Origin of the sequence: Paractinoplanes aksuensis (assembly GCF_024137025.1) — a bacterium.
Taxonomy (GTDB): domain Bacteria; phylum Actinomycetota; class Actinomycetes; order Mycobacteriales; family Micromonosporaceae; genus Actinoplanes; species Actinoplanes aksuensis.
Genome location: NZ_JAMYJR010000048.1, coordinates 14408 through 31086, shown reverse-complemented (window position 1 = coordinate 31086; position 16679 = coordinate 14408). Strand labels below are relative to the sequence as shown.

Here is a 16679-nt window from a genome sequence, read left to right as displayed (position 1 = left end):
TAAGGCTCCCGTCATGGAGCAACTGCAGTGGCTGGCCGTGGTGAGGCACGGCCAGAGCACCGGGAACGTCACCGCCCAGGATGCCGAGACGGCCGGGATCGAGCAGATCGACATCCCCGAGCGGGATGCCGACGTGCCGCTCTCCGACCTCGGGCGCGAGCAGGCCCAGGCGGTCGGCCCCGCGCTGGCCGGGGCCGCTCCCGACGTCGCGATCGTGTCGCCCTATCTGCGTACGCGGCAGACCGCCGAACTGGCGCTGGCCGGCCTGGACGTGCCGATGGTCGTCGACGAGCGGCTGCGCGACCGCGAGCTCGGCGTCCTCGACCTGCTGACCGCGTACGGCGTGCAGCAGCGGCTGCCGGGGGAGGCGGCCCGGCGCGAGCGGCACGGCAAGTTCTACTACCGTCCGCCCGGCGGCGAATCGTGGGCCGACGTGCTGCTGCGCCTGCGGTCGCTGTTGCGGGAGTTGCGCGAGGACCACCCCGGCGGCCGGGTCGTGCTGGTCGGGCACGAGGCCATCGTGCTGCTCATCCGCTACCTGGCCGAAGGGCTGAGCGAGGCCGAGCTGATGAAGATCGCCCGCGGGACGACCGTGGCCAACTGCTCGATCAGCAGCTGGCGCGGCGAGGGCGGCGAGCTGCGGCCCGAGCTGTTCAACTCGGTCGAGCACCTGCACGCCGAGGGCACCCCGCCGACCAAGCAGGAGGACGTCGATGACGAGCCGGTCTGAGGAACGGGTCATCACCCTGCGCGTGCTGCGCGACTGGCCGCTGCCCGACCCCGAGGGCAGCAAGGAGGCCCGGGGCACGGTGCTCGTGGTGGGCGGGTCCAAGTTCACGCCGGGCGCGGTGCTGCTGGCCGGCGAGGCCGCGCTGCGCGCCGGGGCCGGGCGGCTGCAACTGGCGGTGGCCGAGGAGACGGCGGTGCAGTTGAGCATCGCGGTGCCCGAGGCCAAGGTGGTCGGGCTGGCCCAGGGTGACAAGCTGCTCGAGCTGGCCGAGCAGGCGGATGTGATCGCGCTCGGCCCCGGTCTCGATGACATCGACGAGACCACCCGCCTCATGCGTGACGTGCTCGGCGCGGCCCGGCCCGAGACGGGCGTGGTGCTCGACGCGTACGCCCTGGGCGCCCTGAGCAAGGACGCGGGCCTGCTGAAGCTGCGCCGGGCCGTGCTCACACCGAACGTGGTCGAGGCCGGTCATCTGCTGGGTCGCGAGCCCGGCGACGACCTGGGCGCGGCCGCGGCCGAACTGGCCGGCAAATACCGTGCGGTGGTGTCGCTCTACGGGCACATCGCCACCCCCGACGGGCGGGCCTGGGTCGAGGAGAGCGGCGACGCCGGCCTGGGCACCTCGGGCAGCGGCGACGCCCGGGCCGGCATCGTGGCCGGGCTGCTGGCCCGCGGGGCCGACCCGGCCCAGGCTGCGTGCTGGGGCGCCTACGTGCACGCGGTGAGCGGCCAGCGTCTGACCCCGCGGCACGGCCGCACCGGTTTCCTGGCCCGCGAGCTGGTCGACGAGGTGGCCCGCACGATCGCCACGGTCTGACCATTCGTCGCGGCGCCGTCCCGTTCTGGGGCGGCGCCGTTCGCTGCGTCACAATCGGTTGCGGAGATCGCGATCGGGAGGCGTAGTGTACGAGACAGTTTCGTTCCGCAAAGCTAAGGCGACGGGGGGCCACCATGGCTGAGCAGGCGCGATCCGCCGCGCCGGCCGCGCGTGGCCGTCGGCTCGACAGTGACCGTGAGCAGGCGATCCTGCGCGCGGCCTACGAGCTGCTGGGCGAGACGGGCTATCAGGGGCTGCGGGTGGACGCGGTGGCCGCCCGGGCCCAGGCCAGCAAGGCGACGCTCTACCGGCACTGGCCGACCAAGGCCGAGCTGGTGACCGACGCCGTGCGGACGTGCAAGGCCGCCGACGCGCCCCTGCCGGACACGGGGACGCTCCGCGGCGACCTGCGCGCGTGGTTCTGTGACATCGCCACGATGATCAGCAGCGAGGAGGGTCCGCTCCTCGCCGGCCTGTTCATGGCGCTGCACACCGACCCGGATCTCGCGGCCCAGCTGCGCGAGATGCGCGAGTCCAAGATCCCGCTCGCGGAAACCATCTGCGCGCGGGCGGTGGCTCGCGGCGAGCTGCGGCCCGGCTACAACGCCGGGCTGATCGACGAGATCGTGCCGGCCATGGTCTTCATGCGCCGGTTCGCCCTCGGCGAGCCGCTCGACCCGCCTTTCCTCGACCACCTCGTCGACGACATCGTCCTGCCCCTGCTCACTCGCTGACTTTCTTTCTCGACAAGCCTGCGTCACCGACGCCAGGCGATCTCCGCATGCCCTTCTGAGGGGGACCTCCATGTCCGTCACGACTTCCGACGCTTCCGTTCCGCCGGATATATCGCCCAAACCACGAAACCGGTGGCTCGCGCTCGCCGTCATCGCGGTCTCCCAGCTGCTGATCGTGCTCGACGCCACGATCGTCAACATCGCCCTGCCGACCGCCCAGGCCGAGCTGAACATCAGCGACGCCGACCGGCAGTGGATGATCACCGCGTACACCCTGGCCTTCGGCGGCCTGCTGCTACTCGGCGGTCGCATCGCCGACTTCACCGGTCGCAAGCGGGCCTTCATCATCGGCCTGCTCGGCTTCGCCGCCGCATCCGCGCTGGGCGGCCTGGCCACCAACGCCGAGACGCTGTTCGCAGCCCGCGCGTTGCAGGGCGCGTTCGGCGCGCTGATGGCCCCGGCGGCGTTGTCGCTGCTCACGGTCACCTTCACCGAAGCCAAGGAGCGAGCCCGGGCCTTCGGCGTGTACGGCGCCATCGCCGGCGGCGGCGGTGCGGTCGGCCTGCTGCTGGGTGGCGTCCTGACCGAGTACGCGTCCTGGCGCTGGACCCTGCTCGTCAGCGCCCCCATCGCCATCGTGGCCGCCCTGGCCGCCGTCCGCTTCGTCGGCGAGAGCCGGGCCGAGGGCAACACCCGCTACGACCTGCCCGGCGCGCTCACCTCCACGATCGGTCTCGTCGCATTGGTGTACGGCTTCACGAAGGCCAGCGAGGACGGCTGGAGTTCCGCCACGACAATCGGCTGGCTGATCGCGGCCGTGGTGCTGCTGGTCGCCTTCGTCGTCGTCGAACTGCGCAGCTCGCACCCGCTGCTGCCGATGCGCGTGCTGCTCGACCGCAACCGCGGCGGCGCCTTCCTGGCCTCGCTGCTCATCGGCTCCGGCCTGTTCGGCATGTTCCTGTTCCTGACGTTCTACATGCAGCTCACCCTGGGCTACTCGGCCCTGATGAGCGGGGTGGCGTTCCTGCCCTTCACGTTCGGCATCATCGCCGGCGCCGGCGTGTCGGCCCAGCTGCAGACCCGCCTCGGCCCCCGCGTCCTGATGTTCGGCGGCCTGCTGCTGGCCACGGTCGGCATGGTCATGCTGACCCAGATCGGCGTCGACACCAGCTTCTGGACCCACGTCCTGCCGGCCGAACTGGTGCTGAGCCTCGGCATGGGCATCACCTTCGGCCCGATGTCGAGCACGGCCCTGGTCGGCGTGGCCGACCACGACGCCGGCGTGGCCAGTGCCCTGATCAACACCACCCAGCAGATCGGCGGCTCGCTGGGCACAGCCCTGCTGAACACCATCTTCACCTCGGCCGTGGCCGGCTACATCGCCGACCACCAGGCCTCCGCCCGCCCCGACCTGCAATCCGTGGCGACGGTCCACGGCTACACGATCGCCTTCTGGGTGAGCGCGGCCCTGATCGGCCTGGCCGCCCTGATCGCCGTGGTCCTGGTGCGGGCCAAGCGCGACGAACTCTCCACCACCGGAGTTCCCGTCGGCGTCTGATCGAACCGCACCCGGTCGCGGCGACAACGCTCGCCGCGGCCGGGCACCGGTCATCGGCGGGTGTTTATCCGGTGGATCGGTGTGGTGGTTCGTGGATACGGTGTGGAACTGGTCCAGCCGAGGACGGTCCGTTGTACATCCTGTGAGTTTTGCCGAGCGCTGATTTGTCGCGCGGCGCGTGATCGCGCCGTGCTCCTTCTTGCTGCGGATCTCTCACAGGAACCGGTGTTTCTCTGTGCTCGAAAACTGGACAGTCATGCCCACGCGCCTGCCGCTGATCGTCCGCCGATGTCATTCGTGCGGGGCCGAGCGGTTCCGGGCCGGGGGCGAATTCCGGGTCAACGCCAATCACCAGCTGCTTGATGCCTGGCTGCTCGCCCTCTGCACGGGCTGCGGGCAGACAACTAAGCTGTCCGTGCTGGAGCGGGTGACGGTGCGCTCAGTACGACCCGACATCCTCAACCGTCTGCACCACAACGATCCGGCCCTGGCCGCGAAGCTGTTACGGGATCCGATCGTCCAACACCGCAATCGCGTGGCCCTCGACTGGTCCGCCGCCTGGCGCCTCGACACGGGGCGCTCGTTCCCACTGTTCGCTTCCGCTGTTCCTGGCGTTCCCGCTGTTCCTGGCGGTTTAGACGCTGCTGCTGCTGGCGGTGCGGGTGCTCCTGGCGGTTCGGGCGTTCCTGGAGCTCCAAGCAGTTCGAGCGTTCCTGGCAGTTTGGGCGCTCCCGCTGCTCCTGGCGCTCCCGCTGCTCCTGGCGGTGCGGGTGCTCCAGGCGTTCCGTCCGCGTCGGGCATTTTGGTTGGCGCGGGCGTTGAGGTGATCGACGTCGTGGTCCGATTCGCGGCGCGGATCGCGGTGCGCCCGTCGCGCCTGATCGCCGACGGGTGCGGCCTTTCCCGGGCCGAGGTCGACCGGTTGATCGCGGAAGGAAGGGCCGTCTCGGCGGTCCGGCTGACCGGCAAGGTGTCTGAGAACTTCACCTTTACTCTCAAACCCTGAGCCCGAACGGGGACCGGTCCGCCCGGCCCCCGTCGGTCTCGCCGAGCCCCGGTCGGTTCGGCCTGCGCCTGTCGGCCTGTCTGGCTGTGGTCGGTTTGGCCTGCGCCTGTCAGCCTCGCCGGCTCCGGTCGGTCTGGCCCTGCGGCCCGTCGGTCTTGTCCGGCCGCGCTCGGTCTGGCCGCGCGCGGTCTGGCCGCGCTCGGTCTGGCCGCGCTCGGTCTGGCCCTGCGACCCGTCGGTCTTGTCTGGCCGCGCTCGGTCTGGCCCTGCGGCCCGTCGGTCCTGTCCGAACTCGGTCTGGCCTATCCCTGTCGGGCTTGTCCGGCGCTTGTCGGCCTCTCCACCCCGTCGATCTCGGTCGCCCTCTGTCGGTCTCGTCAGCGCCTCCCCTGGGTGGCGCCTTGGCGCAGGCCGTCGAGGAAGACGGTCAGGATGCGCTGGTTGTGTTCGGGGGGCAGGCCGGGGACCGGGCGGCACAGCTGGGTGATGGCGTGCAGGAGGTCCTCCGCGTTGAGATCGGCGCGGACCGTGCCCGCGGCCACCGCGGCGTCGAGCAGGCCGGCCAGGGCGGGGCCCAGCCGCTCGAGGAAGTAGGCGGGCAGACCCTCGAAGGCCGGGTCGCCCGAGTGCAGCGCCGAGGCCAGGCCGCGCTTGGTCGCCAGCAGGTCGGCGAAGCGCAGGATCCAGGCGGTCAGCGCCTCGGCCGGCTCGTGCTCGGCGCTCAGGGTCGCGGCCGCGTCGGCGACGGCGTCGATGTTGCTCTCGACAACGGCTTTGACCAGGTGGGCCCGCTGGGGAAAGTGCCGGTACATCGTGCCGACCCCCACCCCGGCCCGATCGGTGATCTCTTTGGCCGGCGCGTCCACCCCGGAGGTGGCGAAGATCGCGCGGGCGGCGTCGAGCAGCGCGTCGACGTTGCGGCGGGCGTCGGCCCGGCGGCGTGGCACCTGATCCTCGGACAACGGCGAACCCCTCTCTTGCGTAACCGGAAAGGCTTTCCGTATAGTTCCGGAAAGACTTTCCGCTTCACACTCTAGGTCAGGAGTCCGCCATGCTCCACCGCACCCTCGGCCGCACCGGCATCCAGGTCAGCCCCTACGCCCTGGGCACGCTGATGTTCGCCTCCTCGATGGGCAACACCCCCGACGAGTCGGCCCGCATCCTGCACCGGGCGCTCGACGCCGGCATCAACCTGATCGACACCGCCGATGCCTACGCCGACTCCGAAGAGATCGTCGGCCGGGCCCTGGCCGGCCGCCGCGACGAGGTCGTGCTGGCCACTAAGTTCGGCCGCCCGACCGGCCCCGGCCCCAACCAGCAGGGCGCCTCCCGCCGCTGGATCGTCTCCGCCGTCGAGGCGTCACTGCGCCGCCTGCGCACCGACTACATCGACCTTTACCAACTGCACCGCCCCGACCCGGCGACTGACATGGAAGAAACCTTGGCCGCGCTGACCGACCTGATCAGCAGCGGCAAGGTGCGCGCCATCGGCGCGTCCGGCACCTCAGCCTCGACCATCGTCGACGCCCAGTGGATCGCCGAGCGCCGCGGCCTGGCCCGCTTCCACACCGAGCAGCCGGTCTACTCGCTGCTCAACCGCGGCATCGAGCGCGAGATCCTGCCCACCCTGCAGCGCTTCGGCATGGGCGCCCTGGTCTGGGGCCCGCTCGGCCAGGGGCTGCTCACCGGCCGAGTCCGCAAGAACCACGACAACGACCTGCGCCGCTCCGGCCTGCTCCGCCACGTCGACGACGAACACCGGCTGGACGTGGTCGAACGCCTCATCCCGCTGGCCGCCGACGCCGGCCTGCCGCTGACCCACCTGGCCATGGCGTTCACCATCGCCCACCCCGGCGTCACCAGTGCCCTGATCGGCGTCCGCACCGAGGCCCACCTCGACGCCCTGCTGGCCGGCCTGGACGTGACCCTCACCGACGACATCCTCGACCAGATCGACGAGATCGTCCCGCCCGGCACCGACATCGGCGTCCTCGACCAGGCCGTCCAGCCCCCACCGCTGCTCGATGCCGCCCTACGCCGCCGCCCATGGCCAACCCGCTCCGTCACCGACCAGAAGCAGGCGGCCTGAACAACGCCGAACTGCTGGGCGAACTGGCCCACCGCCAGGCGGAAGTCGGCGGCCTGAGCGGCCCCGGGGGCCGTTGACGATCCGCTCCGTCACCGAACAGAAACCGGCCGCCTGAACGACGCCCAACTGCCAGGCGATCTGGTCCGCCGTCGAGCGGAGGTTGGCTGCCTGAGCGGCGCCGGGCTGTCGGCGATCCGGTCTGCTGTCGAGCGGAGGTGGCTGCCTGAGCGGCGCCGGGCTGTCGGCGATCCGATCCGTCGCGTTGCGGAAGCTGTTTGTCCGAGTGGCTTTGGGTGGCTGGGTAATCGGCTCCGTTGCCGAGCCGAGATTCGCTGCCTGATCGGTGTAGGGCTGTTGGGCCACCTGGTCCATCACCGAGGGGAACCGGTGGTTCGGCAGTGCAATGTCGGGTTGCGGGGCGGGCCCGGCTGTTACTGAGCGGAGACTGGCTGCCTGAGGATTGTGCGCTGCTTTTCGGGGGCAGTTTTACGGGGGTCGCTCAGGTAGATCTCGTGGTGCCGGCCGGTCATCGTGAGGCCGTGGGACGGCACGAACTCGTTGTGGAGGCGGGCCAGCGTTTCGGCCTCGTCGTCGAACGAGCCGACGTGCAGGGTCTGTACGCAGCGTCCCTCGGCCAGCGGGGCCAGGCGCACGTCGGGCAGACGTTCCGGGGCGTTCTTGGCCGTCACCTGTTCGACGGCCTGAGTGAACATCGCCTCGTCGATCCAGTCGGGCGTCATGATCAGCAGGGTCCAGTCCCATTGCGACTTGTCGCGGGCGGTGGTGAAGGCGTCCATGTCGTCGGCCCACCACAGGCCTTCCAGTGGCATGACGACGTAGTCGCGTTCCAGTTTCTGTTTGCTGGCGAACTTCAGCTTGTAGGCCAGCGGATACAGCGCCTCGGTCGCCCGCGCGAAATCCGGGCTGCTGTTGGGGTCGCCGTGCCCGTCGATCATCAGGTACTGCAGTTCGGGCACGTCCACGATCTCGAACGCACCCTTCGGAGCCCGGTAGACACCGATCTCTTTCTTGAAGTCAGTCTTGACCACGAACGCCTCCAGCGGATCCAGTCGAGTGAGCGGGCCGGTCCTGCAGTATCGACGCCACCCGCGCGGATCCGCTCGACTGTGCGGCCGATCCTGCCGTGTCGACGCCACCCGCGCGGATCCGCTCGACTGTGCGGGCCGATCCTGCCGTGTCGACGTCAAGCTCTTCGTTCGGGTGAGCGGCCCGCTCGTGTCTTGCCGGCGTTGAGTTCGGCCGGGCCGCGCGGGTGGGTGGACCTTGTCGTGCTGATGTCGAGCCGGGCGTCTGGATGACTGCGGCCCACCTCGGCGGCTGGCTCTTGCTCGGGCGGGCCGGTCGTGCCTTGGCGGCATCGGGTTCGGCCGGAGTCACTGCGTGGGTGTGTGGATCTTGTCGTGCTGACGGGCTCGGGCCGTTGTGCTGTGCTGCCGCGGCGGACGGTCTCGTGGGCGATGCCCAGGGCCAGTGGCAGGTTTCCGCCGCCGTCGATCGTGACAAACAGTGCGCGCATGGTGATGCCCTCCACGCTGCGGAGCCGAGGAGGGCGATCGTATCCAGGGGTCAGCCGATGCTGTAGGTGTTGCCCGTGCCGGGAACACGGGCCGGAAGGCCCTTGCGAGCCTGCTCGGCCTTGCGGGCGACGTCGAAGCTGTCGTACAGCGAGCCCAGCACGACCCCGGCGATCACCACCACGGTGATCCAGCTGCGCAGGTCGACGTCGGCGTCGCCGAAACCGGTGAAGGCGGGGTTGAAGAATTTGTCAGTGGCCAGCAGATAGACCATGAGCGCACCGGTGGCGACGGACTGGACGGCGTTCACGATGGCGACCTGACGGGTCCAGCGGCCGAGGCGGTAGACCCACAGCGCCCACACGCCCTTGAGCGCGGTCAGGACGATCAGCGCGGGCCACCAGAACGACCAGTTCGCGGGGTCGAGCAGCGGCTCGTCGGTGAACGTGAACTGCTGCAGTACGAGGGCGGCGATGGCCAGGACGGGCCACACCAGGGTGCCGGCGAAGTCCAGACGGGACAGCGCGCCCCGCTCGTACTTGGGCAGGTCGGCCAGGCTCCACTTGCCCTTCAGCTCGGCCTGGCCCAGGCCCGTCCGCTCGATGACCGCGAACACGCCCGTGGTCCAGAAAGCCATGTGGACCGAGACGCCGATGGTGCTGGTGACGATCGCGCCGATGACGCTGCCCACCGTCACGTCGTCGGCGAAGAGCTCGATGACGGCGACCGCCACCACGACGATCGGCAGGATCGTGGTGAACAGCATCATCATGATGCGCCGCCACACCCCGTACAGCTCGGGGCCGATCAGGAAGTTCCGTCTGCCCGCGTAACTGTCGGCGAGGCGGTCGGGGTCGCCCAGCTCGAGCAGCGTGGTCTCGATGGCGGCCTCGCGGGACTCGCCGGCCTCGACCCGGGCGTCGACGGCGTCGTCGATCGAGGCGCGCAACTCGCGGTCGATGTCGGCGCGCTGCTGCTCGGGCACGCGGCGCAGGGCGGTGTAGACGTAACGGTCGACGAGGGTGGTGGTCATTTGTCGCTCCCGGGGGTGGTCGAGGTCTCGGTGGAGAGGTCGCCGATGGCGTCGTCGAGGCGCGCCCATTCGGTGCGCAGGGCGTCGGCGACCGCGTTGCCCTGGTCGGTGGTGGTGTAGAACTTGCGCGGCCGTGCCTCGTCGGTGTTCCAGGCGCTGGTCAGCAGGCCCTGCGACTCGAGGCGGCGCAGCAGGGGGTAGAGCGTGTTGGCCTCGACCTCGAAGCCGGCCTCGCTCAACGTCTCGAGCAGGGAGTAGCCGTAGCCCGGTGTGCGCAGCACGGTGAGGCTGGCGACGACCACCGTGCCGCGGCGCAGCTCCTGCAAGTGGCTGGCTAGTGTCGCGTCCGTTGTCATGTCCAACACCATACTGTGCCTCACACACTATGGCAACGCATTACACCAACGCGCCCACACGAATGTTTTGAAACGCGCGAGAAGAGGACCGTATGCACTATTTGTCAGCGGAAGTTAGATGCAGGTACACGCTCGGACGCGGTGCCCGAGGTCGCAATCGGGCGCCGAGACTCAGCGATGGCCGAATGACGGCCGGACCGGGAGCCGAGCCTGGTGTCGTGGATCAGGCGCGGTGGGGCGGCGTCAGTCGCCGGGATCGGGCGAAGAGGCCGAGTGAGGCCCGGCGCCGGGATCGGAAGCGGAGGCTCAGCGGGGCCCGGAGTCGGAATCGGAAGCGGAAGCCGCGCGGTGCTCAGAGGTGAGATCGAGCGTAGGGGCCGATCTGGTATCGGGCGTGGGGGCCGGGTTCGGATCGGGTGTGACGTCCGAGGGGGGAGGTGAGGTGGTTACCGCGTCGGCGGAGCGGGGGATCAAGGCGGCCAGCACGATCATCACCAGGGCGACCAGCAGCATGCCGATGAAGATCCGGTGCACGGCCGTGGTCAACAGGGCCGGGTCGACCGTGTCGCCGCCGATGATGGCGTTGGCGATCGCGCCGAAGACCGCCGCCCCCAACGCGCTCCCCAGCGACCGCAGGAAGATGTTGTTGGCCGTCACCACACCCCGTTCCGACCACCCCACGCTGGACTGAGCCGCGATCAACGTCGGCGCCGCCGTCAGCCCCATGCCGAGCCCGATGATCAGGCAGTACACGCCCACCGACCACACCGACGACGAAGCGCCGAGCAGCAGCAACAACGCACAACCCGCGGTCACCAGTGCCGTCCCGATCAGCGCCGTGGCCCGGAACCCCACCCGCAGATACACCCGCCCCGCCTGGCCGGCCGTGATCGGCCACCCCAGCGTGAGCGCGGCCAGCGCGAACCCGGCGACCAACGGCCCGTACCCCAGAACGTCCTGCACATAGATCGGCACGTAGGAACTCAGCCCGAGCAGGATCGCCCCCACCCCCACCGCGAGCTGCCCGCTGGTCACCAGCAGCCGCCGCCGGAACACCCACAGCGGCAGCACCGGCTCGCTCGCCCCGCGCTCGACCAGCCCGAACACCAGCAGCAGGACCAGCCCGCCGCCGAGCGTGACCAGGCTGGCCGGCGACACCCAGGCCCAGGCCTGGCCGCCCTCGAGCACGCCCAGGATGACCAGCGTCAGACCGGCCGTGAGCAGCGCCGCCCCGCGGTAGTCGATCACCGGGTGGCGGCGTTCGGCCCGCTCGTGGAACTTGGTGAAGATCATGCCGCCCGCGAGCAGGCACAGCGGGATGTTGACCAGGAAGATCCAGCGCCAGTCGACGTACTCGCTGAACACCCCGCCCAGCGTCGGCCCGACCACCGACGAGATTCCCCACACGCTGGCCAGGTAGCCCTGCACCTTGGCCCGTTCACGCACGGTGTAGAGGTCGCCGACGATCGTGATGGTGGTCGGCGCGATCGCCCCGGCCCCCAGCCCTTGCACCACCCGGAAGATGATCAGCGTGAGCATGCTCCAGGCCAGGCCGCACAGCACCGAGCCGACCAGGAACAGCCCGATCCCCCAGAGCACCACCGGCTTGCGGCCGAAGAGGTCGTTGAGCTTGCCGTAGATCGGCACCGAGACGGCCTGGGCGAGCAGATAGACCGAGAAGAGCCAGGGGAACTCGGTGAACCCGCCGATGTCGTCGACGATCGAGGGAACCGCGGTCGCGATGATCGTGGAATCGATGGCGATCAGGGCGGTCGACAGCATCACGGCGGCGAGGACGGGTCCCCGCTCGGAGCGAAATCCGACGTTGTTCTCCGGCACCATGTTCATCTACCCCGGTCCGGACCGGCCCGCGCGACGAGGCGTGACAGAAGAGTCGGAGATCACCCCTATGCGGGGAATGATCCGGTGAACCGCCCCGGATGGCAACGCGGCGGTCCTAGCCTCGAGGCGTGGCATGCGTGGTGGTGGCGGAGGACAACCTTGACCATCAGCGGGTGATCGCGGAGGTCGTCCGCCGGCTCGGGCACGAGGTCGTGGTGACCGGTGACGGCCGGGCCGCGCTCAAGGCCATCGCCGAGCACCGGCCGGCCCTGGTCGTGGCCGACGTCGACATGCCGCATCTCGACGGGCTCGAGCTGTGTCACGCCATCCGCACCACGCCCGAGATCGCCGGCACGCCGGTCGTGCTCATCACGGCGTACCTGTTGCCGGGGGACCCACGGCTGACCGCGACGGGCGCGCTGGCGGTGATCGGCAAGCCGTTCGGGGTGCCCGAGCTGACCGAGTCCCTGCGGGCCTACCTGGGCACGGCGCCGCCGCCGGCCGAGCCGGAGCCGATCGGGCCGCTCTCGACCGACAATCCCGCTTTCTTCGACGCGCTGCTGGATTGTCTGGACGCCGGGGTCGCCGCGTGCGACACGTCGGGGCGGGTGCTGCTGGCCAACCGCAAGATGCAGGAGTTCATCGGCCCGGGAGTCAGCGACATCCCGATCGCCGACGCCACCCGCCGGTTCGTGCTGCTGCACGCGGACGGCACCCCCCTGCGTACGCACGAATTGGCACTTTCCCGGGCCCTGGCCGGCGAGAACGTCGAGGGAGCCGAGCTGCTCGCCCACGACGAGGCCGGCCGCCCGCGCTGGTTCGCCGTCAACTCCCGTCCCGTACGGGATGAAGCGGGCGAAGTGACAGGGGCCGTGGCCGCGATCCACGACGTGACCACCCAGCACCGCAACCGGCAGTACCAGCACTGCGAGAACGAGGTGCTCAAGGTCATCGCCGACCACCCGCACGCGAGCGATGCCACCGACCGCATCCTGGCCGCCATCGGGGTCGCGCTGAACTGGCCGTACCTGCGGTTGTGGCTGGTCGACGAGATGACCGACCTGCTGCGGCCGGCCGGGGTGTACGCCGAACCCCACTCGCGCCCCCTGCCGGTGCCGGTGAGCATGGCCCGCGGCGACGGCCTGGCCGGTTCGTGCTGGCAGCGGGCCGACCTGATCTGGGTGCCCGATCTGCACGGGGCCGACTCGCCCGTGCTGCCGAGCATCTCGACCGGCAGCGAATTCCGGGCGGCGGGCGCGGTGCCGGTCCGCAGCGGCGACCGCATCGTCGGGGTGCTGACCTTCTTCGCGTACGACCGGCAGGAGCCCGACCCCGCCCTCGGTGTGCTGCTGACCGGTCTGGCCGGCCTGATCGGCGCCCTTCTCGAGCAGCGCCGCAGCGAGGTGCTGGCCCTGCACCTGGCCGCCGCCACCGACGAGTACATCGCCCTGGTCGGCCACGAGCTGCGCACGCCGCTGACCTCGATCGGCGCCTACGTCGACCTGATCGCCGAGTCGAACGACGACGTCACCCTGGGCGAGGTGCGCGAGCTGCTGGACGTGGTGCAGCGCAACAACTCCCGCCTGCGCGACCTGGTCGAGAAACTGCTCGACCTGGCCGCCCTGGAGTCGGGCCACGCCCGCCTGATCGTCGAGCCGGTCGACCTGACCGAGCTGGTGCGCGAGGCGGTCGACGGGGCCAAGGCCGAGGCGGCCGAGCGCGGCGTCGTCGTGCACGCCGAGATCCCGGGCGACGTGGCGGTTCCGGGTGACCGCCGGCGCCTGCGCCAGGTGGCCGACGCCCTGCTCAGCAACGCGATCAAGTTCAGCCGGGCCGACTCGACCGTCACGGTGACGCTGAGCGACGAGCACCGCGAGTCGGCCCTGCTCACCGTGGCCGACAGCGGCACCGGGGTGGCCCCGGCCGAGCAGCCCCGGCTGTTCCGCCGCCTCTACCGGGCCGGCAACGCCCGCCACACCGGCATCCCCGGCGCCGGGCTCGGCCTGGCCCTGTGCCGGGTGGTCGTCGAACGCCACCACGGCTCGATCACGCTGGCCTCGCACGAGTCCACCGGCACCACGGTCACCGTGCGCCTCCCACGTGAGACGGTCACGCCGTAGCCTGCCGGGATGGACGACGCGCAGACACCGCGACGGGCCCGGGACCTCGGCCTCGTCGTCGGGTCGCGGGCGCCCGGGCCGCTCAACGCCATCACCGATGTGGCCGGGGTCCGGGTCGGGCACACGACCCTGGTCGTGGGGGACGACATCCGTACGGGCGTGACGGCGATCGTGCCCGACCAGCTGGACCACCGCCGGGCCCTGGCGGCGGGACTGTTCGTGGGGAACGGGCACGGCAAGATGGTCGGCTCGACGCAGCTGGCCGAGCTGGGCGAGATCGAGACGCCGGTGCTGCTGACCGCCACCCTGTCCACGTTCCGGGTGGCCGACGCGGTGGTCACCCACATGCTCGGGCGCCCCGGCCGGGAGTCGGCGCAGTCGCTGAACCCGATCGTGGCCGAGACCAACGACGGCTACCTGTCGGACATCCGGGCCCGCCCGATCCGCGCTGAACACGTGTTCGCCGCGCTCGACACAGCCGCGGGCGGGCTGCCCGCCGAGGGGTCGGTCGGCGCGGGCACGGGCACCGGCGCGCTCGGTTTCAAGGGCGGGATCGGGACGGCCTCGCGCCGCATCCTCGATGAGGGGACGGTCGGCGTGCTCGTGCAGTCGAACTTCTCCGGCCTGCTGCGCGTGCTCGGCGTGCCGATCCCGGCGCCGCCGACCGAGCACCCCGGCAACTCGTGCGTGATCGTCGTGGCCACCGACGGCCGCTTCGACTCGCGGCAGCTGTCCCGGCTGGCCCGCCGCGCGATCTTCGCCATGGGCCGCGTCGGCGCCGACTTCGCCGGCGGCAGCGGCGACTATGCGATCGCCTTCAGCACCGCCGAACCGGACGGACCGCCGCTGCCCGAGCCGGCCCTGGAACCGGCATTCGCCGCAGTGCTCGAAGCAGTCGAGGAAGCACTGCTCAACTCCCTGTTCATGGCCACGACGACCACCGGCTTCGCCGGCCACACGAAAATCGCCGTGCCGCACGAGGGAACCCTGCGCCGGCTGCGGTCATAAGCGGGACGTGAGCGACGACAGCGAGCTGTGGCGGCGGGCCCGCGAAGGCGAGCCCGAGTGCTTCGGGGTGCTCTTCGACCGGCACGCCGAAGCGGTGCGGGCGTTCTGCGCGCGGCGGTCCGGGTCGCCGCCGTGGCCCTCGGCGTCCCGGTCGGCACCGTGCGCTCGCGCCTGTCCCGGGCCCGCGCCCGCCTCGGCGCCGACATCGTGACCACCCCGCGACTGGAGACGCCATGACCGAGCTCCGCACCCGCCTGGACCCGCAGCGTCACGCCGACCTCCGCCGCGTCCTGGTGACCCCGGACCCCGAACCCGGAACGGTCGTACGCAAGAGCCTTATCGCCGCGGCCGTCCTCGCCACCGTGGTCGTCGCGGTGGCCGTGCGCCCCGATCCGGTGCCCGAGAACAACGCCCCGTGGACCGCCGTCCCGCAGGCCGCGCCCCGCTGACCGCCCCCGTTCACCCCGCCCAAGGGCAGCGACGTCCTGGTGCTGGGCGGCACACTCGAAACTCCGCCCCCGGCGGCCCCGACCTCCAACCCTTCCAGGTGTACGGCCTGAGCGGCCCCGCCGTCACCGGCGTCGACCTGCTGCTGACCAACGGCCTGCGCATCACGGCCAGCCTGCGCAACGGCATCTGGGGCGCCTGGTGGCCCAGCGACCGCGGCGACCCCACCGGCTGCAAGCTGGAAGTACGCACCGCCACCGGCGTCACGACGATCAACCCTTACACGAACCGGCTCGTCTTCGAATGATCAGTGGTCGAGGTGGGCGGCGGCCAGGGCCAGCCAAAGCTGTACCCGGTCGGCGGTGCGGGCCAGGGAACGGCCGGTCAGGCGTTCGATCTGGTCGATGCGGTAGCGGACCGTGTTGCGGTGGACGATCAGGCGGGCCGCGACCGTGGCCACCGAGCCGTCCGCGTCCAGGTAGGCGCGCAGCGTTGTGACCAGGGCGCCGGCGTGGGTGGCGTCGAAGTCGCGCAGCGGGCGCAGCACGTCGCGGGCCAGGTCGCGCAGCGGGCCGTCGTCGCCCGAGAGCAGCAGGCCGGACAGGCTGACCGGGGCGCGCTCGTTCAGCCCGGGACCGCGGGTCATCGCCTCGTACGCCTCGTAGTAGCTGCGCCGCAGTCCGCTGAGGCCGGGGTACCAGCCGCCGATGCCGACCCGCACCTCGCCGTGCCGGGCCAGGCCGGTGCTCAGCTCGGCCCCGGCGGCGTGGGCCGACCGGCCCGGTTCGAGCACCGCGACCAGGCAGTCGTGCAGCACGGCGGTGGTGGCGCCGGTCAGCGGCGGGCTCGAGGCCAGGCCGGCGCCGTCGTCCACTTCGGCCACGAGCAGGGCGTGTTCGTCCTCGGGCCGGATCCCGAAGGGGGCCAGGCGCCGTTCGGCCTCGCCGGTGGCGATCGAGCCGCGCAGCAGGTCCTCGAGCACCTGGCCCGCGAGCCGGCGCTGCCCGGCCAGTTCGGCCTGGTGGCGCCGCAGTTCCAGACCGACCAGCGACACCGCGTACGGCAAAACGTCCGCGGCCCGCCGCGGCCGGCCACAACAGAGGTACGCCACCACGGTGTCCTCCACGCTGACCGGCAGCCCGGCCGGAACGGTGGGCCAGGTCGCCCCGGCCGGCGCGGTGGCCAGCACCCGCCCGTACCGGTCGCGGACCATCGTGGACGCCCCGAGAACCTGGTGCAGCGCGGCGATCAGCGCCCCCAGCCCGCGGCCCGACAGCAGCGACCGGGCCAGGGTGTCGTAGTCGTCGAGCAGATCCGCCCGCGGTGTCATGCGCGCACTGTACGACTGCACAACGCGCTCGCGTAAGGACTGGGCCGCTGTCCGTTTACCACGATCAGTTCCGG

17 protein-coding genes are annotated in these 16679 nt (G+C 71.1%); 11 read left to right on the top strand and 6 right to left on the bottom strand.

The genetic code is table 11. The features are described 5' to 3' along the window. The first annotated feature begins 13 nt into the window (after positions 1 to 13). The 5 genes from M1L60_RS38920 to M1L60_RS38900 all read left to right on the top strand — a co-directional run bounded on the left by M1L60_RS38920 (position 14) and on the right by M1L60_RS38900 (position 4845). Positions 14 to 730, top strand: coding sequence for a histidine phosphatase family protein (locus M1L60_RS38920; RefSeq protein WP_253242594.1), 717 nt, complete (start codon positions 14 to 16; stop codon positions 728 to 730). After that, complete coding sequence (locus M1L60_RS38915; protein WP_253242593.1) at positions 714 to 1547, top strand: NAD(P)H-hydrate dehydratase; 834 nt, start codon at positions 714 to 716, stop codon at positions 1545 to 1547. The genes M1L60_RS38920 and M1L60_RS38915 overlap by 17 nt, the downstream gene beginning before the upstream one ends. Positions 1548 to 1681: 134 nt before the next feature. Next, complete coding sequence (locus tag M1L60_RS38910) at positions 1682 to 2281, top strand: TetR/AcrR family transcriptional regulator (RefSeq protein ID WP_253242592.1); 600 nt, start codon at positions 1682 to 1684, stop codon at positions 2279 to 2281. A gap of 70 nt (positions 2282 to 2351) precedes the next feature. Then, positions 2352 to 3839, top strand: coding sequence for an MFS transporter (locus M1L60_RS38905; RefSeq protein WP_253242591.1), 1488 nt, complete (start codon positions 2352 to 2354; stop codon positions 3837 to 3839). 256 nt (positions 3840 to 4095) lie between these two features. Beyond that, positions 4096 to 4845: a DUF1062 domain-containing protein gene (locus M1L60_RS38900; RefSeq protein WP_253242590.1), complete on the top strand. Its 750-nt coding sequence runs from the start codon at positions 4096 to 4098 to the stop codon at positions 4843 to 4845. 377 nt (positions 4846 to 5222) lie between these two features. Here M1L60_RS38900 and M1L60_RS38895 read toward each other — a convergent pair whose 3' ends face one another. Next, on the bottom strand, positions 5223 to 5807 hold the full coding sequence (locus M1L60_RS38895) for a TetR/AcrR family transcriptional regulator (RefSeq protein ID WP_253242589.1): 585 nt from the start codon (positions 5805 to 5807) through the stop codon (positions 5223 to 5225). 89 nt (positions 5808 to 5896) lie between these two features. On the opposite strand from M1L60_RS38895, the gene M1L60_RS38890 reads away from it, so the two are divergent. Further along, on the top strand, positions 5897 to 6934 hold the full coding sequence (locus M1L60_RS38890) for an aldo/keto reductase (RefSeq protein WP_253242588.1): 1038 nt from the start codon (positions 5897 to 5899) through the stop codon (positions 6932 to 6934). Between the two features lie 431 nt (positions 6935 to 7365). Here M1L60_RS38890 and M1L60_RS38885 read toward each other — a convergent pair whose 3' ends face one another. The 4 genes from M1L60_RS38885 to M1L60_RS38870 form a co-directional block, all read right to left on the bottom strand. Further along, positions 7366 to 7983, bottom strand: coding sequence for a GyrI-like domain-containing protein (locus M1L60_RS38885; protein WP_253242587.1), 618 nt, complete (start codon positions 7981 to 7983; stop codon positions 7366 to 7368). Between the two features lie 538 nt (positions 7984 to 8521). After that, positions 8522 to 9502, bottom strand: a complete 981-nt coding sequence (locus M1L60_RS38880) for a permease prefix domain 1-containing protein (protein WP_253242586.1) — start codon at positions 9500 to 9502, stop codon at positions 8522 to 8524. Continuing rightward, positions 9499 to 9858 carry a PadR family transcriptional regulator gene (locus M1L60_RS38875; protein ID WP_253242585.1) on the bottom strand — a complete coding sequence of 120 codons (360 nt, stop codon included), beginning with the start codon at positions 9856 to 9858 and terminating at the stop codon, positions 9499 to 9501. Before M1L60_RS38875 ends, M1L60_RS38880 begins: the two co-directional genes overlap by 4 nt. Positions 9859 to 10164: 306 nt before the next feature. After that, positions 10165 to 11706, bottom strand: coding sequence for an MDR family MFS transporter (locus M1L60_RS38870; RefSeq protein WP_253242584.1), 1542 nt, complete (start codon positions 11704 to 11706; stop codon positions 10165 to 10167). A gap of 122 nt (positions 11707 to 11828) precedes the next feature. Here M1L60_RS38870 and M1L60_RS38865 point away from each other — a divergent pair, with 122 nt between their 5' ends. The 5 genes from M1L60_RS38865 (at position 11829) to M1L60_RS38850 (ending at position 15582) form a co-directional block, all read left to right on the top strand. Beyond that, positions 11829 to 13820 (top strand): ATP-binding protein, encoded by a 1992-nt coding sequence (locus tag M1L60_RS38865; RefSeq protein ID WP_253242583.1) that lies wholly within the window; start codon positions 11829 to 11831, stop codon positions 13818 to 13820. A 9-nt stretch (positions 13821 to 13829) separates the two neighbouring features. Then, entirely contained in the window at positions 13830 to 14828 is a 999-nt protein-coding gene (locus M1L60_RS38860) for a P1 family peptidase (protein WP_253242582.1), read from the top strand. A 132-nt stretch (positions 14829 to 14960) separates the two neighbouring features. Continuing rightward, positions 14961 to 15065 carry a sigma factor-like helix-turn-helix DNA-binding protein gene (locus M1L60_RS48405; RefSeq protein WP_369077255.1) on the top strand — a complete coding sequence of 35 codons (105 nt, stop codon included), beginning with the start codon at positions 14961 to 14963 and terminating at the stop codon, positions 15063 to 15065. Then, positions 15062 to 15277 (top strand): hypothetical protein, encoded by a 216-nt coding sequence (locus M1L60_RS38855; RefSeq protein WP_253242581.1) that lies wholly within the window; start codon positions 15062 to 15064, stop codon positions 15275 to 15277. Before M1L60_RS48405 ends, M1L60_RS38855 begins: the two co-directional genes overlap by 4 nt. A 98-nt stretch (positions 15278 to 15375) precedes the next feature. Then, positions 15376 to 15582 carry a hypothetical protein gene (locus tag M1L60_RS38850; RefSeq protein WP_253242580.1) on the top strand — a complete coding sequence of 69 codons (207 nt, stop codon included), beginning with the start codon at positions 15376 to 15378 and terminating at the stop codon, positions 15580 to 15582. Here the strand turns inward: M1L60_RS38850 and M1L60_RS38845 are convergent, their stop codons facing one another. Further along, positions 15583 to 16605 (bottom strand): PucR family transcriptional regulator, encoded by a 1023-nt coding sequence (locus tag M1L60_RS38845; RefSeq protein WP_253242579.1) that lies wholly within the window; start codon positions 16603 to 16605, stop codon positions 15583 to 15585. Positions 16606 to 16679: the final 74 nt, after the last annotated feature.